The sequence below is a fragment of the Simiduia sp. genome (genome assembly GCF_058345725.1).
This window is the reverse complement of record NZ_JBTUOC010000027.1, coordinates 14,948-37,680: the sequence shown is the minus strand read 5'-3', so window position 1 is coordinate 37,680 and position 22,733 is coordinate 14,948. Positions and strand designations below refer to the sequence as shown.

Below are 22,733 nucleotides of genomic sequence, written 5' to 3'. Positions count from 1 at the left end.
CGGCTTATTCTTCGCCGGACGCCTCCGCGTCTTGTTCGTCTTCATCCGACTCTTCAATGCGCTCAACACCTACCAATTGCTCGCCGCCTTTCACTTTAATCAAGCGAACACCCTGGGTATTTCTGCTTAGCACTGACACCTCGTTGACGCGCGTACGCACCAACGTGCCCTGGTCGGAAATCAGCATAATTTCTTCACCATCAAACACTTGTACGGCGCCTATTAGCTCGCCATTGCGATCGCTGGTGGCCATCGCGATCACGCCCTGCGTGCCGCGCCCCTTGGTGGGAAACTCCGCCACTTCCGTGCGCTTGCCATAGCCATTTTCACTGACCGTGAGCACATAACCGTTAGGCTCCGGCACAATCATGCCGACCACCTGCTGTTTATCTTGCAACTTGATGCCGCGCACACCGCGCGATGTACGCCCCATAGCGCGAACATCGGATTCCTTGAAGCGAGCGGCCTTGCCACTGCTGGCCAGCAATAGAATGTCGCACTCACCGTTAGTAATGGCAGTTTTAACCAGCTGATCACCCTCATCCAATTCAATGGCGCGCAGACCAACACTGCGCGGACGGGAGAATTGGGTTAACGCTGTTTTCTTTACCGTGCCATTTGCGGTGGTCATGAAAATAAAGTGATCGTCATCATACTCCTGCACCGGCAGAATAGAGGTCACGCGCTCACCTTCGTCCAACGGCAACAAGTTCACCACTGGACGACCACGCGATTGCCGGCCAGCCAGGGGTATTTGGTAGACCTTCAGCCAATACACTTTACCGGCATTGGTAAACATCAGCAGGGTTGTGTGGGTATTGGCGATCAACAGATGCTCGACAAAATCTTCATCCTTCACCGCTGTGGCAGACTTGCCCTGCCCACCGCGTTTTTGTGCCTGATAATCGCTGAGTGGCTGACTCTTGGCATAACCACCGTGTGAAATCGTCACCACACGGTCTTCTTCAGTTATCAAATCTTCAATGGTCAAATCGCGGCGCGAGGTGACAATTTCCGAGCGACGCTCGTCGCCAAAATCGACAATCACCTGCTCCAGTTCTTCGCGAATAACCGCCATTAGGCGCTCAGAAGACCCCAAGATTTCCAAGTAACCCGCAATCAGTTCCAGCTTTTCTTTGTATTCGCCCAGAAGCTTGTCGTGCTCCATACCGGTCAAGCGGTGTAAACGGAGCTCCAAAATGGCCTGTGCCTGCTCGGGCGACAGGTAATAACGACCATCGCGCATACCAAACTGTTCCGGCAATCCATCCGGACGGCAGGCGTCGCTACCGGCGCGCTCGAGAAACTCGCTGATATTGCCGGACTCCCAGCCTCGTGCCAATAGCGCCTCTTTAGCATCAGCGGGTGTTGCGGAGGCTTTGATCAGCTCGATAACCGGATCGATATTGGCGATAGCGACCGCCAGCCCCTCTAGAATATGACCGCGCTCGCGCGCTTTGCGGAGCAGATACACTGTGCGGCGTGTTACCACCTCGCGGCGGTGACGTACAAAGTGCTCCAGCAACTCTTTCAGGTTCAGGATTTTGGGTTGGCCATCCACCAGCGCAACGATATTAATACCAAAGACATTTTCGAGCTGCGTTTGGGCGTAGAGATTGTTGAGGATAACGTCGCCCACCTCACCGCGCTTCAGCTCAATCACCACGCGCAAGCCATCCTTATCAGACTCGTCGCGCAATTCACTGATGCCTTCGATTTTTTTCTCTTTGACCAACTCGGCAATTTTTTCGATCAGACGCGCTTTGTTTACCTGATAGGGAATTTCAGAAATTACAATGCGTTCGCGATTGGTCTTTTCATCTGTTTCAACTTCGGCGCGGGCGCGAATATAGATGCGGCCACGGCCGGTGCGATAGGCTTCGATAATACCCGCACGACCATTAATGATGGCTGCAGTGGGGAAGTCTGGCCCTGGAATATATTCCATCAGCTCATCAATCGTGATGTCTTCATTATCGATTAATGCCAGGCAGCCTTTAACCACTTCTGTGAGATTGTGGGGGGGAATATTAGTGGCCATACCCACGGCAATGCCCGAGGAGCCGTTGACCAACAAATTAGGTATGCGCGTGGGCAGCACCGCCGGAATCTGTTCTGTGCCATCATAGTTTGGCACATAGTCAACTGTCTCTTTGTCGAGGTCAGCCAGCAGATCGTGAGCAATCTTGGCCATGCGAATTTCGGTGTAACGCATGGCGGCGGCTGAGTCACCGTCAATGGAACCAAAATTTCCCTGGCCGTCCACCAACATATAGCGCAAGCTAAAAGGCTGAGCCATCCGTACGATGGTATCGTATACCGCTGAGTCGCCGTGAGGATGGTACTTACCGATCACATCACCCACAACGCGCGCAGACTTTTTATAGGCCTTATTCCAGTCGTTATTCAGTTCGCTCATCGCGAACAGAACTCGCCGGTGTACCGGCTTAAGGCCGTCGCGTACATCCGGCAGCGCGCGACCGACGATCACGCTCATGGCGTAATCCAAATACGATTGCTTCAACTCATCTTCAATGTTGACAGGCAAAATTTCTTTGGCTAATTCACCCATGGAATACAGCTTTCCTTTTTGTTGTTTTAACCTGGGGGCGAGCCCCACAATCAAACTCGGTCACGCAGGCGCCAAGCCCGAGAAACAGCCTGGCGCCAGCCGCACATAAGCGCCGGATACTACCATATTTTCAACGACATAGGCACTGTCACTGCGAGGATGCATTCAAGCGCGTTATACTGGCGCCCGATACCAAATGCGCAAGCAAACCCGCCCTCTTTCAGCTCACTTTTTAACCAAGGTGGCGACAAACCAAGCAGAGATGGCGCCGGCTAACAAGTGAAAGGAATGAGCATGACCAAAATCGCCGTAGATACCCATTTAGCCGCGCGTTGGATTGCGCCGGTTGAAGGGCCTGATAAACTACTGCACCACCACAGCTTGATCATTGACCAGGGCAAAATCGTTGCCGTGGGGCCAACAACCGAGCTGGCGCAGCGATATACCCCCAACGAACAGATTGACCTTGCTGACCACCTGATTATACCTGGTCTGATTAATGCCCACGGGCATGCAGCCATGAGCCTGTTGCGGGGCTTTGCCGACGACCTGGCCTTAAAACCCTGGCTCGAAGATCATATTTGGCCCGCTGAAGGTCAGCATGTTTCCGATCAGTTTGTCGAAGATGGCACCAACCTGGCCATTGCCGAGATGTTGCTGTCGGGCACAACCTGCTTTTCGGATATGTACTTCTTCCCGGAAGCCGCCGCCCGCGCCGTAAATAACAGCGGCATCAAAGCGCAATTGTGCGTACCAATTATGGAATTTCCGACGCCCTGGGCCGGCGGGCCAGACGAGTACCTGGCCAAAGCGGAGGAACTGTTGATCCAGTTCGCCAAGCACCCACGTATTACCATCGCCTTGGGACCGCACGCACCTTATACCGTGGGCGATACGACCTTTACCCAGCTGGTTGCGCTAGCCGAACGGCACGATTGCGCAATTCAGGTACATCTACACGAAACTTCGGGCGAAGTAACAGCGGCACTGACGGAAACTGGCCAGCGCCCCAGTCAGCGGCTGGCGGCATTGGGCGTACTCAATGCGAAAACCCAGTGTGTACATATGACACAGGTAGATGACAGCGATCTAATCCTGTTAAAAACCCACGGCTGCCACGTGATCCACTGCCCTGAAAGCAACATGAAGCTTGCCAGCGGCATCTGCCCAAGCCACCGGCTACTCCAGGCCGGCGTAAATACCGCGTTGGGTACAGATGGTTGCGCCAGTAACAACGACCTGAACATGCTGGGCGAGATGCGCAGCGCCGCCCTCCTCGCCAAGGTCAGCGTTGGCGACCCAGCCGTAATGGGCGCCTATCAGCTACTTGAAATGGCCACCCTCAATGGCGCAAAAGCTTTGGGAATCGCCCACCAAACAGGCTCATTAGCCGTGGGGAAACAAGCCGATATCGCCGCCATAGACATGAGTGATTTACAATCCAACCCCGTTTACGACCCCGTTGCCCACCTCGTCTATACGGACTCCGGGCACAAAGTGAGCCACCTATGGGTAGACGGTAAACCACTGGTTAAAGACCGCGCACTGCAGACGCTGAATAGCGCCGAGATACTGCAACGCGCAAAACACTGGCAAGCAACTATCAGCCAGCCCACAGAGTAAAACCATGAACACACACACTGAACAGACCGCCAATGTCGACCCAGCCGAGATTGCCAAGTTTGAAGCCCTGGCCGCCCGCTGGTGGGACCCCGCTTCAGAGTTCAAACCGCTACATCAAATAAACCCACTGCGGGCTAACTTCATTGACCTACACTCCCCCGTTGCAGGCAAAAGCCACTTAGATGTCGGTTGTGGCGGCGGCTTGCTCACAGAGGCACTGGCACACCGGGGGGCGCAGGTTACCGGTATCGACATGGGCGAAGCACCGCTGACGGTAGCGAAATTACACGCGCTAGAGTCGGGCTTATCGATTGATTATCAAAAAATTCCTGTCGAGGAATTTGCCAAACAACGGCCCGCGACTTACGACATAGTTACCTGCCTGGAAATGTTGGAGCACGTACCCGACCCGGCCTCAGTGGTTAACGCCTGCGCTCAGCTGGCTAAGCCGGGTGCCGATTTATATTTTTCAACATTAAATCGCAACCCCAAAAGTTATGCATATGCCATATTGGGAGCAGAGTACTTATTGAAGCTGCTGCCAAAAGGTACGCACGACTATCAAAAATTTATTAAGCCCTCTGAACTCGCCCATTGGTTAAGGCAAGCTCAGTTGGATTTGGTATCGATGACCGGCTTAGTGTACAACCCATTCACCCGTCTGTATCGACTCAATCCTCAGGATGTTTCCGTAAACTATTTGGTTCACGTGCGCAAATCCCATGAGTAAACGCGGCTTTTTGTTTGACTTAGATGGCACGCTAGTGGATACCGTTAAAGATTTCGCAGAAGTCATAAACGGCCTGCGCCACTCACAGCAATTGCCGCCATTAACCGCTCGGCAACTTCTACCTTTAGTGAATGCCGGTGCCGCGGCCATGACCGAGGCAAGCTTTGATATTTCAGAACAGCACCCCGACTTCGGCCGATACAAACAACAGTTTCTGGATAGCTATGAAGCGGAGCTCGGAAAACACGCACACGTTTATATGGGCCTAGTACCTCTGTTGCAGCAAATTGACCACAACGGATTCTCCTGGGGCATTGTCACCAACAAACCTCGGCGCTTTGCCGAGCAATTGGTAAATCGTCTAAACCTGCCGGCGGCAGTATTGATTTGTGGCGATGACACATCGCGCAGTAAACCCGCGCCAGATGCCTTGTTACTAGCCTCGGCTAAGCTGGGCATTGATCCCACACAGCTTGGCTACTGCGGCGACCACCAGCGTGATATTGAAGCGGGGAAAAAGGCCGGCATGTACACCATTGGAGCCACTTACGGCTACCTGGGGCCAGAGGAAGACATTTCATTATGGCAAGCCGATGCCTACGCTTCATCGCCAGAACTGCTCGCCCAGCAGATTCTCGCGTTTTTAAACATTGAGGGTTAACTGCCCTATCCAATATTCAACGGAGAATTATATGGACCCGCTTAGCTACCAAGCGCCCGCAGACCTGCTAGACCAACGCATTATTTTGATTACCGGCGCTGGCGATGGTATTGGCAAAGAGGCTGCTCTCACCTTTGCACGACATGGCGCAACGGTAATTCTAGCAGGTAAGACTACGGCAAAACTGGAGAAAGTGTACGACACTATTGTTGCGGAAAATTGCCCAGAGCCCGCCATTTACCCCATTAATTTTTTGGGGGCAGGCGAGTCGGACTATATCGACATGTGCAATAAAGTGGACGATGCTTTTGGCCGCCTAGATGGCATTTTGTTCAATGCAGCAGATCTGGGAGATCGCACGCCACTGGAAAACTATGCCGTTGAAACCTGGCAAAAATTACTGCAAGTCAATGTGACAGCTCCCTTTCTCATGTGTAAACACCTGTTGCCACTGCTGCGAAAATCGGAAGCTGCCAGCGTGCTGTTTACCGGCTCCAGTGTGGGCTATAAAGGCCGTGCTTTCTGGGGGGCTTACGCCGTCAGCAAAGCGGCCGCGGAAAACTTAATGCAAACACTGGCCGACGAGGAAGGCGGCACCAGCACTGTGCGCGCCAACAGTATCAACCCGGGCGCCACGCGCACAAAAATGCGGGCCAAGGCCTACCCTGCTGAAAACCCGGGCACCGTGAAAACCGCCGACGCGCTCATGCCCGCCTACCTGTATCTTATGGGAAGAGATTCGCGCCACATTAATGGACAGCAAATTAACGCGGCCTGATCCTAAGCAGCAGGCATCACTCTATCATCGACGACGGCCTCGCCTTTCTTTTCAACCTCGGGTGGGTTGGCGGGGCTGCTGTTGTTTGGCGGACTCGCAGCAGGCGGCGCAGCCTTCGGCATATCGGGGACGGGCGCAGACGCTTTGGTATCCGTGGCGGCCGATGCAGGGCTGACCACCTTCTCTTGACGTGTTAGCGCTTCGGGCCGATTAACCCAGTAGTCGGTAACCTTGTCGCCCTTTAACTGCACCACATGCACCTCTACGCTAACTGCGTGGGTATTCTTTTCATAAATTAAAAAAACACGCTTGCCCTGCGTATCGATCTTTTTCAGGGTGTAGAGATACTGCACTTCATCTTGACCTATGGGCACGATTTGGGTTGGGTGCCCCAAGTGACTCAGCAGCCATTGTTTGTGAGTTTGCTCGGGCGTTATGGCGTTAAAGAGCAGCGAATCGAAGGGCTTGTTGTTGAGTTCATAGCCCGATGTGTCATTGAGCTCCACTAGACTGCAGGCCGACACCAACAGCGCGATGGATACTGGGCCAAATACGGCGCGCATAATTAGGGTTGAACAGCCGCGGCTGTGCCTTGTTTGAGCATAGCCAGCAGCCGCACCTCTGCCTGAGACATCCCAGTGGCGCTCGCCACTTGTGCCGCGCTGAGCCCCTGCGCCAACATCACGGCCGCCTGTCCGTAGCGGCCATTATCCGCCGCTGCTTCGGGTACTGGCTTAGGTGCCGAGGCATTGACCGCCTGGCGCTTGTTGCGCTGCATATTCCTTTCGATGCTCACGAGCTTGCGCCCCATCCCCATGAGACCGGTGTTGCCAATATCCACCGTGCGTTTCAATTCGTGCATGGCCTCTTGAACCGCCGCTTCTTGGCGCTTTACTTTGACTAAGCTCAGCAGCGACAGCGCCACTGCAGCCCAGCTCAACACCACTACGCCCACCAATACGGCCTCTAAAGAAGTCATTTGCGCGAGTAAATTTTCCATGACATACCTTTATGGTTTAGCTGCCTGCGGTGGTCGCACTGGGTCAGATGCTTTCAAGGTCTGCCCATTCGCCATCGGAGAGCAATTTATTCAATTCAATAAGAATCAACAGTTCATTGTTTTTATGGCAAACGCCCTGGATGAACTTGGCACTTTCATCGTTGCCAACATTAGGGGCTGTCTCAATCTCGGACTGCCGCAAGTAGACGACCTCCGCGACGCTGTCAACCAATATCCCCACCACGTGGTTGTCGGCCTCAATTATGACGATACGTGTATTGTCGCTGATCTCGCCAGACTCCAACCCAAAGCGGTGACGGGTATCGATAACTGTGACGACGTTGCCGCGCAAGTTAATAATGCCCAAAACATAGGAAGGCGCACCCGGCACGGGGGCAATTTCCGAATAGCGAAGCACCTCTTGAACCTGCATGACATTAATGCCGTAGGTTTCACCGGCGAGCTTAAACGTCACCCATTGGAGGATAGGATCATCGCTGGACTTACTTTTCGTTGAGCTTGTGGCCATTCTTCATTCCTCGGGCTAAGCAGCGTCAAATTATTAGCGGCGGCCTCTTTAATATAGATTAAAGCAGCTTCTATGCCAGTACTAACCTTGGGTCATTGTTTGCGGTTGCGGTCCGAAGCAGCCAACATTCGCCCCATATTTGCAACGTCAATCAAGGCACACATATGCGCTTTGATGGTACCGGCAAGCCAGGGCCGCTGCCCGCGTGCGGTACGCCATTTCACATCATCGGGATCGAGGGATTTTGGCTGCTGAACGGAATCCACTGCCAAGCCCCATTCCAGCCCGTCGATAGACACCACGTATTTTGCTGTCTCTAGAAACTCAGGGTTATAGCGCTCAGGCATAACAAACAATGCCGTATTGACCGTTTTGATTTGCCCCATGGGTGTTGGCTGCAGCCCCATAAACCATTTGGCTTGCCCAAAAATTGGGGTCAACTCTTCGGTAATTGGCTGTATCTGCCCCAGCGCGATCAGCGGCACGGCCAGCGTCAGCCCGTACACCTTAAACAGCAGGACATCGAAACGCTCTTGTGCCCAGGCGGGCCGGCCATTTTCCAACCATGCTATTTCACTGTAGGGGTCAAGCGGTGTCGCGAGAGTTGTCGAGTTGTCTTTCGCTGGCGGCTTTTCAACCACTGGCGCCACCGGCGACAAGCTCGGGGCTGCGGCTTTGGCAACCACCGCTGGCTCAACAGCCACTGTGGGCCTGGCCGTATTAAGCAACCTGGTCAGCTTGTCTCGATCCACCGACGCCACATCTTCGCCGGCCAACGGGGCCGGTTCAGCTGTTTTCTGAACCCGTGCCGCCAGCTCTGGGCTTTTGTCAGGCAAGGGCGATTGAATCTTTGTACCCTGTGGCTCTACTGGCAGAGCGGGCCTGCTGACCGAACAAATTACTGGGGCCTCCAGTTTCTCACCGGTCGCCTTTTGCTGCCTTGGCGCTGTTGTGCTGGGCGCGTCTTTGTACGCCGGCCTTTTGTCACCTGCCCTGCTCGGTGACTGTGTTGCGGTTGCCGCCACTGGCACAACCGGCTTTGCTATTGCGGGCCCAGCTTCAGCCGCTTGTGTTTGTGTATCTGTGTGCTCCGAGGCCTGCTCATTCAAATTGCCTTCGTACAATAACTCGGCCAGGTAATCGCAGACCGAGTCTTCGGGCGTATTGATACTCATGACACTTGCCCCAAACCTTCTGCTGACTGCCCCTGCAACCATTTTAAACACTGCATATAAGCGGCGACACCGTGGCTATCGGCCGCCAGGATATGGGGAAATTCGCCCGCTTTAGACGCATCGCGAAATTTGGTATCCACGGGTATACGACCGGGAAATACCGCATCACCGTAGTGATTGCGCAAATGGCGCAGGCTGGTCACAGACGCCTGGGTTCTGCGGTCGTACAAGGTGGGCAAAATATAATAGGGCAATGCCTTGCTGCGCGAGCGCGACATCATACTCAGAGTGTGCGTCATACGTTCAAGCCCCTTAAGCGCCAAAAACTCGGTTTGCACGGGGATGATTAATTTGTCACAGGCCGCCAGCGCGTTAACCAACAGGATTCCCAACAATGGCGGGCTATCTATTATTGCAATATCAACTATTGAATCTAACAATTTCATGGCCTTGCTCACCACCAATCCCATACCGTCGCGGCCTATGGCCTGCCTTTCTAAGGTGGCCAAGGCCGTAGATGCCGGTAAAAGCGAGACGCGAGGCTGCGTGGTCGCGCAAAATAAATTCTGCAGTTGCGGCTGACGCAACGTATCTTTATGCAGAAATAGGCTGTAGGCGCCTTCGGACTGATGATCGGGGTCTTTGCCAAAATAGCTGGAGAGCGAACCATGGGGATCGAGATCCACAAGCAATACGCGCTTGCCCTGGGCTGCTAGCAAACCAGCCAAAGACACCGCGGTGGTGGTTTTACCGACGCCACCCTTTTGATTGGCAACACTCCAAATCTCCACATCGCATCCAAAATTACTTGTCAAAATACTGACAGTTATTCACTGCCATTTACATCACTGTCGTCCGGTTGACGGTTTGGATCACTGGTGAATAACAGACCACCATTCTCCAGTTTAATCGCTCGCAAACCCCTGGCTGTACTTATAGCGCCGCCATCCGTCGCGTCGCCGCCGACATCTGACGCCCCGCTAAGCACCGGCGCTGTGGGCGCTTCGGACATAGTGTTAACCACCGGCCCAAAGCCTCTAGCATCGCTCAATGTCTCGACAGCTTGGAGAGACTCTTGCGAAGGGCGTTCGATGCGCTCTTTAGCCACCATCAAAACTACTCGGCGGTTTTGCGTACGCCCCTCAAGTGTCGTGTTATCGGCAATTGGCTGGAATTCTCCATAGCCCACAGCCGACAATCTGCTGGGCTCAATTGCCTGCGCCTGCAATAGTTTAACGACGGCGCTGGCCCGGGCGGCCGAAAGCTCCCAATTACTGGGAAATCGATCTGTTTGGATAGGCTGATCATCGGTATAGCCTTCCACTTGAATAGGGTTATTGGCCCCCTTTAAATGGCGCGCGACTTCCGCAAATATTAATTGAGCATCGGCATTCGGTGTCGCGCTGGCGGAGGGGAACAGCACGGCACTATTCAGCGTAATCTCAAGCCAAAATTCATTACTTTGGATGTTGACCAGGTCTCGTTCAATTAAATCGGCTAGGGACTGACGCAGGTTTTCTGCCATATGGGGCAGCTCAGTCTCCTGGGTAAAAGCGCCATCACCCATTTGCTCTCCGGTTTTAGGCTGCGCCGAATCAATCACAGAAGGGTCGCTACTCAGACTTGGCTGGCCCACCTGAATAGGGTTCAACGTTTGGGATTGAAACTTAAATGTACTGACCAGGGTGTCCGACAAAACCCGATATTTAGTTTCAGACACCTGAGATACAGAATACATCACCACGAAAAATGCAAATAGCAGGGTGATGAAATCCGCATAGGACACCAGCCAACGTTCGTGATTGATGGTGAGGTGCACCGCCCGCCGCCGCGCCATAAGCCGCCCAACGCCCCCTATTGCACATAGCCATTGAGCTTCATCTCAATGGCTCGAGGATTTTCGCCTTCTGCGATTGCAACTATGCCTTCGAGGATGAGCTCGCGATAGCGGCTTTGCTCTTGAATACACATCGACAATTTATTGGCCACAGGTATTAAAAGCAGGTTGGCCAACGCAACACCGTATATGGTCGCCACAAAGGCCACGGCAATACCAGGCCCCAGCTGCGAGGGATCAGCCAGGTTCTGCATAACGGAAATTAACCCCATAACTGCGCCCAAAATACCGATGGTGGGCGCGTAACCGCCCATGCTTTCATAAAAGCGCACGGCATCCACATCGCGGCCTTCCATAAGAATTAAATCGTTTTCCAGCACGCGCCGGATATCATCGGGCTCGGAACCATCCACTAACAACTGTAAACCTTTACGCGAAAACGCATCCTTTTCGGTTTCAGATAATGTCTCCAACCCTAACAGGCCTTCCTTTCTGGCCGCCATCGCCCACTTTACAACTCGCTTCACGCCCAGACCAAAAGGTGTGGGCGGCGGCGTAAATACCCATGGCAAAAGCTTGAGCGAGCGCGCCAAGCGCGATTTTGGCGTTTGCAAAATGGCGGCGCCCAGCGTACCGCCAATCACAATTAATGCCGCCGGCCCGTTGAGTAAGCTTGCCCAACTGCCGCCTTCTAGAAAATTGCCACCGAGTAGCGCCGCAAAACCGATGATGACGCCCAGTATGGATAACATATCCACCGTCAGAGCTCCTCCACCAATAGCTGGCTCATTTCACGCAACTTAACAGTGCGATCGGAGAAGCCTTCTTTCACCACTGCTTGTGGCATGCCATAAATGACACAACTGGCCTCGTCCTGGGTCCATATGCGTGCGCCACTTCGCTTCAACAGTCGAGCGCCATCTTTGCCATCACTGCCCATCCCTGTTAACACTATCCCCAGTACAGACTCGCCCTTTACTTTGGCGGCACTGGCAAAGGTAACATCCACACAGGGCTTGTAATTCACACGATCGTCGCCATCGATAATCTGTACCGTACGACCACCAGTGCCATCTAGAATCATTTGCTTCCCGCCGGGCGCCAACAGTGCGCGACCAGGCATCAGCGCGTCGCCACTGCTGGCCTCCTTGACCGAAATATTGCATTGCTTATCGAGACGCTCGGCAAAAGCGCGTGTGAAATTTTCTGGCATATGCAATACCAGTAAAAGTGGTACGGGAAAATCTGCTGGCAGTCGCTTTAACACATCCGTGATGGCGAGCGGACCACCGGTTGACGCCCCAATAACAACAAGTTTTATCCGTCCCTTTAAGGGCACATCCGGCTTTGGCTGTGCTTGCTGAGGCTCTATGTGCGTACGTTTTGGCTTGGCAACGGCAATAATTTTCTGATAAAGCTTTTGCTTGAGTGACTCTGAATCGCGCGAGACTTCCGAAAAATTCTTTGCCAAAAAATCAACGGCACCGGCTTCCAAGGCATCCAGCGTGGTACGGGCGCCCTCGTAGGTAAGCGACGAAAACATCAATATGGGTGTTGGCCTGTCGCGCATGATATTACGCACCGCGGTCACGCCATCCATCATGGGCATTTCATAGTCCATGGTGATGACATCGGGCTTCAAGGCCAAGGTTTTTTCAATGGCTTCGCGACCGTTAGCGGCAATACCCACCACACTAAGCTGTGGGTTAGCGCTAATAATTTCCTTCAGGCGCTGCTGAAAGAAATTGGAATCGTCCACTATGAGCACTTTGATTGTCATGCGCCCTCACTTCACTTTGCGTGCAAACGGGCACTGGCAATGTACAACCTGTCGCCAGAAATGTGCATACGGCATTTAGCGCTTTTGTCCCGCATAACGCTTGAGCATACTGGGCACATCCAAAATCAAAGCTATTGTACCGTCACCGGTTATGGTGGCGCCGGCCATTCCAGGCGTTCCCTGTAGCATTTTACCGAGAGGCTTAATAACCACTTCTTCCTGGCCAATGAGCTGATCCACCACAAAGCCCATCCTCTGCGTGCCCACATTCACGATAACCACATGCGCTTCTTTGGGCTGCACCTCATTGCGTCCGCCTTTTACCAGCCAGCGTTTAAGGTGAAATACTGGCACTGCTTTTTCCCTAACAGTGACACACTCTTGACCATCTACCACGTTGATGCGAGTGAGATCCATATGGAATATCTCGTTCACACTGACCAGCGGCAACGCAAAAGTTTGCTTGCCTAGCATAATCATCAAGGTGGGCATGATCGCCAGGGTCAGCGGGACCTTGATAATGATCCGCGTACCTTCATTCTGCTTCGATTGAATTTCAATCGAACCATTTAGCTGCGTGATCTTAGTTTTCACCACATCCATCCCGACACCGCGGCCGGAAACATCAGATATTTCAGTTTTGGTGGAAAATCCCGGCGCAAAAATTAACGCAAAGGCCTCCGCGTCCGTGAGTCGCTGTGCGGCATCTTCATCCAGAATGCCTTTTTCCACGGCTTTCTCACGCAACTTGTCGGGGTCCATGCCGCCGCCATCGTCGGTTATAGACAGTAATATGTGGTCGCCCTCTTGCTCGGCTGCCAAGATGACCTTCCCAATGCGTGACTTGCCTTTACTTTCGCGCAGATCGGGCAGCTCAATACCGTGATCCACCGAATTACGCACCAAGTGCACCAACGGATCGGCAAGCGCCTCTACCAGATTTTTATCCAGATCAGTTTCTTCGCCCTGAAGCTCCAGGTTAATTTCTTTTTTCAGAGTGCGCGCCAGATCGCGCACCACCCGGGGAAACCGACCAAACACCTTTTTAATAGGTTGCATCCGGGTTTTCATCACCGAGGTTTGTAAGTCGGCGGTGACTACATCCAAATTGCTAACCGCCTTCGTTAGCGCCTCATCATTAGTATTTAACCCTAGGCGCACCAACCGGTTTCTCACTAGTACCAGCTCACCCACCATATTCATGATGTCGTCCAACCGCTGGGTATCGACCCGCACGGTTGTTTCCGCTGCAGGTGGTGGTACTACATCTTTGGCGGGCGGTTTGGCAATGGGCGCTGCTGCACTGGCGGCAGGCTTCACCGGAGCCTTAGCCGGCGTCGCCGCAGGACTCGGCTTTGGTGTAGGTTTTGTTGGCTCGGCCGCAGGCGGCGGTGTGGCGCTGGCAGGCTTAGCCGGAGTAGTGCCGGCTGTGACCGCCGTGGGCCCCTTACCTTTCCCGTGTAACTCGTCGAGCAGTGCCTCAAATTCGTCGTCGGTAATGTTGTCGCCAGCCGCCGCACCCGCACTGGGCGCCGGCGCGGCAGGCGCGGGCTTCCCTACACCTGGGCCTTTTCCTTTGCCGTGCAACTGATCCAGCAAAGCGTCAAATTCATCTTCCGTAATTTCGTCGCCAGCCGTGGCACTATTGGGCGTTGGTGCGGGCGCAGCCTTTTGAACCGCGGTGGGCCCCTTGCCCTGCCCATGCAGCTCATCTAACAGCGCTTCAAATTCGTCGTCGGTAATGTCGTCGGACCCGCTGGCTGCAGTCGGCACCGGAGCTGGGCTGGGGCTTGGACTACCCGGCGGATCAATGGCATCGAGCAGATCGTTAAATTCGGCGTCGGTAATATCGTCGCCCGGCGCGGCAGCTGTCGGAGTCGCTGCTGGCTCAGGTGCCGGCGCAGGGGTCGGCGCGGCAGCGGCTTCGCTGAGATCCTCGAGATTAACCAAGCGCTCAAGCTGATGAATAAGCTCTGGACTGGCGGGCGTTGGCGATTCGCGCTGCTGCACTTGGTCAAATTGCAAATTGACTGCATCCAGCGCCTGTAGCACCACATCCATTAATTCGGGTGTCACAGCGCGTTTGCCGGTACGTAATATGTCGAAAAGATTTTCGGTTACATGGCAGCAATCTACCATAGCACCCAGCTGCAGAAACCCTGCGCCGCCTTTTACCGTGTGAAAACCCCGGAAAATGGCATTGAGCAGATCTTTGTCATCTGGCTGGCGCTCCAGCTCCACGAGCTGTTCCGACAATTTTTCCAATATCTCCCCCGCTTCCACAAGGAAGTCCTGCAAGATATCTTCGTCATCGCCAAAACCCATTCAGCGCTCCTTAACTGGCAGCTGTTTTTTATCAGAAGCCGAGGCTGGACAGCAAATCGTCCACATCGTCCTGCCCTGAAACCACATCGGTACGCTTTTCGGCGTGAATCTGTGGCCCTTCACCTGCGGTATTTCTACCGTCGGCACCCATGTTATCGACGGGTTTCTGAATTCCTGTAATTTCTTCTACCTGGCCGGCCAAGCGCATCAAATCAACTAGGCTGGTTTCTACGTCAGATACCAGGTCTATGACTTTTTTCAGCACTTGCCCCGTCAAATCCTGGTAGCCCTGCTCCAAGATTATGTCCTGTAAATTGGCATTCAGCGCCCCGGCCCCGGTTTCCATTTGATCCAGGAAGGTTTCTATGCGCCGATAAAGATCTCGAAAATCATCGGCACTCAATTCGCGCCGAATGAGTGCCTGCCATTGCGATTTGAGTGCCTTGGCCTCATTGCCCAGGTCCATGGCAATAGGCGCCGAGGCCTCTACCTTGTCCATGGTTTTATTCGCAGCATCCTGCGTGAGCTTCAGTACATAGTTAAGCCGGTCAGTGGCATCTGACAGGTTCTCAGATTCGGTGACCGGCGCATCCACATTAAAATTTTTAATGGCGGTGTGAAGCCCGCGTGTCAGTTTTCCCACGCGGTTAAAAAGATGGCGATCACGGCTGGAGATGATCTGCTCGATAAGCTTAGATGCATCGTCAAAGTGATTGCCTTCCAGCTTTTCAATCAATAATTTGGCGCAGTCGCGTAACTCTGCAACAAACTCTTGATTGCCCGTTTCATCTGCTTGGCTGTCCATGGGCACCCTTGCTACTGCTATCAGTTAACCCACACGCTCAAAAATCTTGTCGATTTTTTCTTTGAGTACCTGTGCGGTAAAGGGTTTTACCACGTAACCGCTCACGCCGGCTTGCGCAGCCTCGATGATCTGGTCCCGTTTGGCCTCGGCAGTGACCATTAAAACCGGCAGCGAAGCCAGCTTTTCATCGGCCCTGACCTGTTTCAATAGCTCGATACCGGTCATACCGGGCATATTCCAGTCAGTGACCAAAAAGTCGAAATCGCCCGCCTTCAACATGGGCAACGCCGTTGCCCCATCGTCGGCCTCTTGGGTGTTGCTGAACCCCAGATCGCGTAGCAAGTTTTTAATGATCCGTCTCATAGTTGAGAAATCATCAACGATCAGGATTTTCATATTTTTGTCCAAAGCAACCTCCGTCGTAACTGCTGGACCCCGTTTACCTTCAAGTCTAGTAGCTGGAATACTACTAGCCAGTTTTAGTCACAAAATAGACCAATTTATTCCTGTGCGATCTAATCAGCACTGGTTGCTGTCCAACCCGACAGCTTGGCTTTTAACCTGGCGGCGGCCTGCGAGTGGATTTGTGAAACCCGCGACTCGCTGACGCCTAAAATTTGACCAATTTCCTTTAGGTTTAACTCCTCGTCGTAGTAGAGCGACAATACCAGCTGCTCTCTTTCTGGCAACTGTGTTATCGCCCTGGCCAAGGATTGCTTTAGCGCCTGGCGTTCAAAGGCATCGGTGGGGGCCTCCAGCCCTATAGAAGACGGCTTCTCAGCGGTCAGCTCGTCGTCACTGGCCGACTCCTCGTAGCTGAATAATCGGGCATTGGAGGTGTCCTGCAAAATGACCCGATACTCGGCGAGAGTCATATCCATGGATTCGGCAATTTCTTTTTCACTGGCCTCGCGCCCAAGGCTGGCCTCCAGCGTGGCAATGGCCTGACTGACTTTGCGGGCGTTGCGGTGCACAGACCGGGGTACCCAGTCACCTTTGCGAGTTTCATCCATGATGGCACCACGGATGCGAATGCCCGCATAGGTTTCAAAACTGGCGCCCTTGCTGGGGTCAAACTTCTGCGACGCCTCTAGCAAGCCAATCATTCCCGCTTGAATCAGGTCGTCAACCTGAACACTGGCAGGCATTTTAAGCATTAAATGATAGGCAATCCGCTTCACCAAGGGCGCATAGTCTTCTATGCAGATGGTTTTCTGTGGTGACCGGCTGGCCTGGTCATACATGGCTAATCCCTCTACTGCTGCCATTCTCAGACGCCCGCTTCTGAGGTTTCCAACAGGCGTTCGACAAAGAACTCCAGGTTGCCAGTGGCCGCTTTAGGCAGCGGCCATTGAAGCACGCGCTCGGCGAGCGAGCGAAGGGCGATCGAAGCTTTGGCATGGGGTGCGTAATCTATCAATGCGCGCTGGTGCTGCACGGCTTTGCGTACGCTTTCGTCAAAGGGGATAGCGCCCTCAAACTGCAGCGCCACATCCAAAAATTTATCGCACACCTGCTGGAGCCTGTGAACCAGCTGCTTACCTTCGTTGGCGGTGCGCGTCATATTAGCCACTACCCGAAATCGCTGCAGCCCCGCATCTTTGTGCAATAACTTGATCAAGGCGTAGGCGTCGGTCACGGAAGAGGGTTCATCGCACACCACCACCAGTGCTTCGTTGGCCGCGCGCACAAAGCTCACTACTGTGTCGCTAATACCTGCGGCGGTGTCGATCACCAGCACATCCAGTTGATCCGACAAGTCGCTAAAGGCCCGTATCAGGGCGCCGTGCTGTTGGCGACTGAGGGACGCCATCTGCTGAACACCCGAGGAGGCCGGCACAATGCGCACGCCGCCTGGCCCATTGATCAATACCTCGCGCAGGCTACATTGGCCAGAGAGCACATCTGCCAGCGTTTTGGTGGCCCGAATACCCAATAAAACATCGACATTTGCCAATCCGAGGTCGGCATCCAATAGCATGACTCGCCGCCCCAGCTGTGCCAGCGCGATACTCATATTGACGGAAATGTTGCTTTTACCAACACCACCTTTGCCACCGGTGACGGCGATAACCTGAACTGGATGGTGCGCCATGGCTACTCCCACAAATAATACCTGCCTTGATTATAGTTGCTCGGCTTAAACCTGCAGTGGTGTGTTGCGATTGTCTGTTGAGGAGGCACTACTCGCGACCTTAGCGGCCCTTGCCACCAGCTGATGTCCCTTGGCCAAGTGAAGGTCCGCCGGGATTTCCTGCCCATCTGTGGTGTAAATCAGGGGCAGGCGGTGCTGCAACATCATGCCAAGTGCCTCGCCCAGCGATGGGGTTTCATCCAGCTTAGTTAAAATCATCCCCACTGGCGCTGCGGTACCGTAGGCGTGACAACTGGCTTTGAGCATCTGACGCTGACTATTAGCGGCCAATACCAGCAGGCTTTGCACCTGTCCAGCCGAGCGCAGCTGTTCCAATTGCGCTTTCAACCTCGGATCGCCGTGGCGCAAGCCGGCGGTGTCGATCAGAATGAGCTTCTTGTGACTGAGGTGGGTTAGCACCTGGGCCAGTGACTCGCCCTCGCCCACCACTTTCACCGGTACGCCAAGTAAGCGGCCGAGCGAAGTTAGCTGTTCGTGCGCCGCCAGGCGAAAGTTATCGGTGGTGACCAGCGCAAGGCCTTCAGTTCCATGTGCCAGCACATGGCGCACGGCTAGTTTGGCAAGAGTAGTGGTCTTGCCTACACCGGTGGGCCCTACAAATGCAAAGACTCCCCCAGAAGCGACCAGATCCTTACCGCTAACGGGCAAACGCTGCGATAACAAGGCCAGGGCCTCTGGCCAGGCTTTTGCTGCGGGTAAATCGGTGTCCACAGAAGCCACCAAGCGCTCTGCTTGATGGGCTGGCAGCCCCAGCGCCATTAATTTTTGCGCCAGAGGACTGGCCGCCGAATGGGCTCCAAAGGCCCCCTGCTCCAATTGTTGATGGAGCAACTGACGCACTTCTGCTAGCTCAGCATGCAGCCGCGCCATTTCCTGCCCCGCCGAAAGTGCAGTCGGTGCCGAGGCAGGGGAATCTACCGCACTGGTTCCTTTTTGCAGCTGCGAAGCCCAAACATCTTGCATTGGCGCCGCCGGCGCTTGCTGCTGTTTGCGTTCGGCCAACATGCGCTGGCGCGCCGCTTCAATTTCCGCTGCCAGTTGGGGACCGGTCTTGCCGCCAAAAACCGTGCCCTGGACACCCAGTGCCGTGCGCGAGGGCTGCGCCGCCGGCGTTTGATCGGCCAGTGCACTCGACACCACTTGCTGATGCTGCCAGGCGTTATCGCTATCGAGGGGGGCAACCTCATCCTGCTGCTGGGTGGCAAAAGCGGCCTGTTCTTCCGGGAACTGGCCCTGAGCTTCAACGGTGGCCATCAATTCGATGCCGTCGGGATGGCGCCGGGTAGACAAGATAATGGCGTCGGCACCTAACTGATCCCGCGCTATCTCCAGGGCCCTGCGCATGTTTGCTGCAACAATTTTTTTAATCGCCATCGTTTACTCCTGCCATCGGATCGGCGTGATGCATCAGCTATGCACCCACGCTGCCCACAATGGTAATCTGCTTGTTACCCGGTATCTCGTTGTAAGCCAATACGACCATATCCGGGACAAAGGCTCTAACAAACCGCGCGAGTTGGTAGCGCAGCTGGGTGGCAACTATCAGCACGGCCGGCGCACCGGTACTTTCTTGCTGTTTCGCCACCTGCTGAACAGATTCGCGCAATTTTTCCGCCAATCCCGGCTCGATGACCGGGCCACCATCGCCACTTTTCTGACTCTGCTGATAGGTCTTCAGCAAGATCTGTTCCAATGAGGGGTCCAAGGTGTACACAGGGATGTCCGAGTCGTTGCCCACAAGGCTTTGCACTATCTGCCGGCTGAGTACCTGCCGCACTGCGGTCATCAAGGCGACGGGATCTTGACTCTTTTCGCTGCTGGCAGCGATGGCTTCTGCAATACTGCGCATGTCCTTAATGGAGACATTTTCCTGAAGCAACAACTGCAGTACTTTTAATAGCGTTTTCAAACTGACGCTCTCAGGCACCAGATGTTCGGCGAGCTTCGGCGAATTTTTGGCCAGCTTGTCCACCAATTGCTGGACATCTTCCAAGCCCAGCAATTCGCTAATGTGCTGGCTCAATATTTGATTTAAATGTGTCGCCACTACGGTGGAGGCATCCACCACCGTATAACCCAAAGTTTGCGCGTGATCGCGTTCGGTTTTCTTAATCCAGACCGATGGCAAACCAAAGGCAGGGTCTTTTGCGTCGATACCTTCTACATCGCCAAATACCTGCCCCGGATTGATGGCCAAATCCCGGTCTGGATGCACTTCTTCTTCGCTGATCGCCACACCCATTAACGTCACACGGTATTGGTTGGGCTGTAAATCCAGGTTGTCGCGGATGTGTACCGTGGGTACCAAAAAGCCCACCTCCTGAGACATTTTTTTCCGAACTCCGCGGATTCGTCCAAGCAACTCCCCACCCTGCCCCTTATCCACCATTGGAATCAGGCGGTAACCCACTTCCAAACCGATCACATCCACGGGTTTTACGTCATCCCAGCTGACCTCAACGGGTTCTGCCTGGTGCTCCAATGCTGGCGCCTCGGGCGTTCGGGGCGCACCGGCGTCTTTTTTGACGGTACCGGCCGGGGCTTCACCATCGTTGACCAATTCGCCCTGGGAGCGCTGCTTGTGTACATACCAAGCCAAACCGGCGGCCACGGAACCCAGGCCTAAAAACGCCACATGCGGCATACCGGGAATAGAACCCATTATGAATAACACGCCGGCCGAAACAGCCAGCGCCTTGGGCGAGTCAAACATCTGACGCATGATTTGATTGCTCATGTCTTCAGAAGTGTTGACCCGCGTGACTAAGATCGCGGCTGATGTAGACAGTAATAGCGAGGGAATCTGAGCAACCAGGCCGTCGCCAATGGTGAGTAGAATGTATTTTTGCAGTGCGTCCTGGAACTCCAGCTGGTGCTGCGCCATGCCGACAATCAGACCGCCGATGACATTAATCAATAAAATCAGAATACCCGCCACCGCATCGCCGCGAACGAACTTGCTGGCGCCGTCCATCGCGCCGTAAAAATCGGCTTCACTGGCCACTTCGGAGCGCCGAAGTTTGGCCTCTTCCTGATCGATCAAACCGGCATTCAAATCGGCGTCAATGGCCATTTGCTTACCGGGCATGGCATCCAACGTAAACCGCGCGCTCACTTCCGAGATGCGCCCGGCGCCCTTGGTTACCACAACGAAGTTGATGATCATGAGAATCAAAAACACCACCAGACCAACGGCGTAGTTACCGCCGATCACCACTTCACCAAAGGCTTGAATCACTTTACCGGCGGCATCTCCACCCTCGTGACCGTGCAGCAGCACGACACGGGTGGACGCCACGTTAAGCGCCAAGCGCAGCAGCGTTGCTAACAGCAAAATGGTGGGAAAAACCGCAAAGTCCAGTGGCCGCAGGGCATAGACACCCACCAGCAACACAACGATTGAGAGGGCAATATTGAAAGAGAAAAAAACATCCAGCAAAAAGGCGGGTATGGGCAGCGTCATCATACCCAGCAGCATGAGCAACAGTAAGGGAATGCCCAAATTGCCGCGGCCCATGCGCGAGACGTTGCCGAAAAATTGTTGCCGATTAAAGGCCGGCAGACTGCCTAATCCTGGTAAGGCCATAACGCTTTTTTGACACTCCCCTGTAATTCACAGGGCTGTCGCAAAAAGCGTACCTAAATGACACCTTGGACGGCAAATTATGTGTCTTTCTTTAAACGCAGTAACGCTGAGCCGTGCAGACGGCTGATAAACACATGGGAGTCAGACTCGGCGGCGCCAGTGGTTGTGTAATATTCGCCGCTGGGGTCTTGCAGCTGCCGCAACACTTTGCCCTCCGGCGATAGCTTAACCACCATACCGTAGTGTTGAGCTTTGGGGCGAATAAAGCCCGGTAATCGCTGTACCAATGCGCGCAGGGCCGGTTTATCGGCCAACTTATCTAAAAGTGCGCTGCGCGGCGACACCAGCCCCAGCCAAAGACTGCCATCGGGCGCACGGGCGATGTTATCGGGAAAGCCGGGCAGATTGTCGATCACGGTATGCTGAGACATCACCACGCCATCGGCTAGATCAAATCGCAGCACGCGGTAATTACCGGTTTCAACCACCAGCACTTGATCGAAGCCCTCTTGGCCCGTTGCCAGGGTAGCCACCCCATTGGCAAAATTAAAACCGTGGGCAACTTCAGTTAACTGCTCGGTTGCGGGGTCCAGACGAAACAGACGACCGTGGCCGCCATGCTCCATAATATCGAGCAGGCTGGCGGGATAGGTGCCGCCGTTGCGCTTCGCGGGAAACTTTTCAGAGGAGTCGGTGAAATAAATAGCGCCACTTTCGGCAATGGCAACGTCGTTCACATAACCTAAGGGCTTTTCGTCAAAGGACGCCGCCAAAATCTGGACCAGCCCCTGTTGATCAATGCGCAATAGTCCGCGATAGGCGTCCGCCACCAGCAGTTGACCCGCCTCGTCTACCGCCAGCCCCAGTGGCCGGCCCTCGGTGTTGACCCAGGACTCAAAGCTCTCACCGGCATCCTTCGAGCGAAGAATCCACCCCTCGTGCGTGCTGACATACAACCAACCGCGCGAATCCAACACCACCGCTTCGGGACCACTATGGGCCCCCAAGGGCATAGCCTCGGCAGCAGACAGCGCTGAGTTTTTTGCAAATTCCGCCACATATCCCTGATTGACCGGCGCCTGCCAGGCCACCGGCGCCACAGGTACCGGCCAAAACGCCAAATAGCACACCAACAAGAACACCAACAGTGCACTCAACTTTCCCTTCATCTGTGTCC

Annotated in this window: 21 protein-coding genes; 4 read left to right on the top strand and 17 right to left on the bottom strand. The window is 54.2% G+C overall.

The features are described 5' to 3' along the window. Nucleotides 1–4: 4 nt before the first annotated feature. On the bottom strand, nucleotides 5–2,572 hold the full coding sequence (gene gyrA, locus ACW8F6_RS06235; RefSeq protein WP_491574991.1) for a DNA gyrase subunit A: 2,568 nt from the start codon (nucleotides 2,570–2,572) through the stop codon (nucleotides 5–7). A gap of 294 nt (nucleotides 2,573–2,866) precedes the next feature. Here gyrA and ACW8F6_RS06230 point away from each other — a divergent pair, with 294 nt between their 5' ends. From ACW8F6_RS06230 to ACW8F6_RS06215, 4 genes are read left to right on the top strand one after another with little or no spacing between them, the layout of a single operon-like run. Beyond that, nucleotides 2,867–4,195, top strand: a complete 1,329-nt coding sequence (locus ACW8F6_RS06230; protein WP_491574990.1) for a TRZ/ATZ family hydrolase — start codon at nucleotides 2,867–2,869, stop codon at nucleotides 4,193–4,195. Nucleotides 4,196–4,199: 4 nt separating this feature from the next. Next, nucleotides 4,200–4,925: a bifunctional 2-polyprenyl-6-hydroxyphenol methylase/3-demethylubiquinol 3-O-methyltransferase UbiG gene (gene ubiG, locus ACW8F6_RS06225; protein ID WP_491574989.1), complete on the top strand. Its 726-nt coding sequence runs from the start codon at nucleotides 4,200–4,202 to the stop codon at nucleotides 4,923–4,925. Continuing rightward, nucleotides 4,918–5,586: an HAD family hydrolase gene (locus ACW8F6_RS06220; RefSeq protein ID WP_491574988.1), complete on the top strand. Its 669-nt coding sequence runs from the start codon at nucleotides 4,918–4,920 to the stop codon at nucleotides 5,584–5,586. Before ubiG ends, ACW8F6_RS06220 begins: the two co-directional genes overlap by 8 nt. A 31-nt stretch (nucleotides 5,587–5,617) precedes the next feature. After that, entirely contained in the window at nucleotides 5,618–6,364 is a 747-nt protein-coding gene (locus ACW8F6_RS06215) for a YciK family oxidoreductase (protein WP_491574987.1), read from the top strand. 2 nt (nucleotides 6,365–6,366) lie between these two features. On the opposite strand, the gene ACW8F6_RS06210 is transcribed toward ACW8F6_RS06215, so the two are convergent. The 16 genes from ACW8F6_RS06210 to ACW8F6_RS06135 form a co-directional block, all read right to left on the bottom strand. Continuing rightward, nucleotides 6,367–6,927: a hypothetical protein gene (locus ACW8F6_RS06210; RefSeq protein ID WP_491574986.1), complete on the bottom strand. Its 561-nt coding sequence runs from the start codon at nucleotides 6,925–6,927 to the stop codon at nucleotides 6,367–6,369. A 2-nt stretch (nucleotides 6,928–6,929) separates the two neighbouring features. Then, nucleotides 6,930–7,364, bottom strand: a complete 435-nt coding sequence (locus tag ACW8F6_RS06205; RefSeq protein ID WP_491574985.1) for a DUF2802 domain-containing protein — start codon at nucleotides 7,362–7,364, stop codon at nucleotides 6,930–6,932. 43 nt (nucleotides 7,365–7,407) lie between these two features. Then, the gene (locus ACW8F6_RS06200; protein WP_491574984.1) at nucleotides 7,408–7,893 is read right to left on the bottom strand and encodes a chemotaxis protein CheW; all 486 of its coding nucleotides are present in this window, start codon (nucleotides 7,891–7,893) and stop codon (nucleotides 7,408–7,410) included. 92 nt (nucleotides 7,894–7,985) lie between these two features. Continuing rightward, nucleotides 7,986–9,068, bottom strand: a complete 1,083-nt coding sequence (locus tag ACW8F6_RS06195) for a chemotaxis protein CheW (protein ID WP_491574983.1) — start codon at nucleotides 9,066–9,068, stop codon at nucleotides 7,986–7,988. Next, nucleotides 9,065–9,859: a ParA family protein gene (locus tag ACW8F6_RS06190; RefSeq protein ID WP_491574982.1), complete on the bottom strand. Its 795-nt coding sequence runs from the start codon at nucleotides 9,857–9,859 to the stop codon at nucleotides 9,065–9,067. The genes ACW8F6_RS06195 and ACW8F6_RS06190 overlap by 4 nt, the downstream gene beginning before the upstream one ends. A gap of 35 nt (nucleotides 9,860–9,894) precedes the next feature. Next, a complete protein-coding gene (gene motD, locus ACW8F6_RS06185; protein ID WP_491574981.1) occupies nucleotides 9,895–10,905 on the bottom strand; it encodes a flagellar motor protein MotD in 1,011 nt (336 codons plus the stop codon). Nucleotides 10,906–10,922: 17 nt separating this feature from the next. Next, the gene (locus ACW8F6_RS06180; RefSeq protein ID WP_491574980.1) at nucleotides 10,923–11,663 is read right to left on the bottom strand and encodes a flagellar motor protein; all 741 of its coding nucleotides are present in this window, start codon (nucleotides 11,661–11,663) and stop codon (nucleotides 10,923–10,925) included. A 2-nt stretch (nucleotides 11,664–11,665) separates the two neighbouring features. Beyond that, complete coding sequence (locus ACW8F6_RS06175) at nucleotides 11,666–12,685, bottom strand: protein-glutamate methylesterase/protein-glutamine glutaminase (RefSeq protein WP_491574979.1); 1,020 nt, start codon at nucleotides 12,683–12,685, stop codon at nucleotides 11,666–11,668. A 75-nt stretch (nucleotides 12,686–12,760) separates the two neighbouring features. Further along, a complete protein-coding gene (locus ACW8F6_RS06170) occupies nucleotides 12,761–15,010 on the bottom strand; it encodes a chemotaxis protein CheA (protein ID WP_491574978.1) in 2,250 nt (749 codons plus the stop codon). Nucleotides 15,011–15,041: 31 nt separating this feature from the next. After that, entirely contained in the window at nucleotides 15,042–15,815 is a 774-nt protein-coding gene (locus ACW8F6_RS06165; protein WP_491574977.1) for a protein phosphatase CheZ, read from the bottom strand. A gap of 24 nt (nucleotides 15,816–15,839) precedes the next feature. Then, on the bottom strand, nucleotides 15,840–16,223 hold the full coding sequence (cheY, locus tag ACW8F6_RS06160) for a chemotaxis response regulator CheY (protein WP_253361504.1): 384 nt from the start codon (nucleotides 16,221–16,223) through the stop codon (nucleotides 15,840–15,842). Between the two features lie 107 nt (nucleotides 16,224–16,330). Then, the gene (locus ACW8F6_RS06155) at nucleotides 16,331–17,083 is read right to left on the bottom strand and encodes an RNA polymerase sigma factor FliA (RefSeq protein WP_491574976.1); all 753 of its coding nucleotides are present in this window, start codon (nucleotides 17,081–17,083) and stop codon (nucleotides 16,331–16,333) included. 2 nt (nucleotides 17,084–17,085) lie between these two features. After that, a complete protein-coding gene (locus tag ACW8F6_RS06150; RefSeq protein WP_491574975.1) occupies nucleotides 17,086–17,910 on the bottom strand; it encodes a MinD/ParA family protein in 825 nt (274 codons plus the stop codon). Between the two features lie 45 nt (nucleotides 17,911–17,955). Continuing rightward, nucleotides 17,956–19,344 carry a flagellar biosynthesis GTPase FlhF gene (gene flhF / locus ACW8F6_RS06145; RefSeq protein ID WP_491574974.1) on the bottom strand — a complete coding sequence of 463 codons (1,389 nt, stop codon included), beginning with the start codon at nucleotides 19,342–19,344 and terminating at the stop codon, nucleotides 17,956–17,958. A gap of 37 nt (nucleotides 19,345–19,381) precedes the next feature. Then, the gene (gene flhA, locus ACW8F6_RS06140) at nucleotides 19,382–21,556 is read right to left on the bottom strand and encodes a flagellar biosynthesis protein FlhA (protein ID WP_491574973.1); all 2,175 of its coding nucleotides are present in this window, start codon (nucleotides 21,554–21,556) and stop codon (nucleotides 19,382–19,384) included. Nucleotides 21,557–21,633: 77 nt separating this feature from the next. Further along, the gene (locus ACW8F6_RS06135) at nucleotides 21,634–22,725 is read right to left on the bottom strand and encodes an SMP-30/gluconolactonase/LRE family protein (protein WP_491574972.1); all 1,092 of its coding nucleotides are present in this window, start codon (nucleotides 22,723–22,725) and stop codon (nucleotides 21,634–21,636) included. Nucleotides 22,726–22,733: the final 8 nt, after the last annotated feature.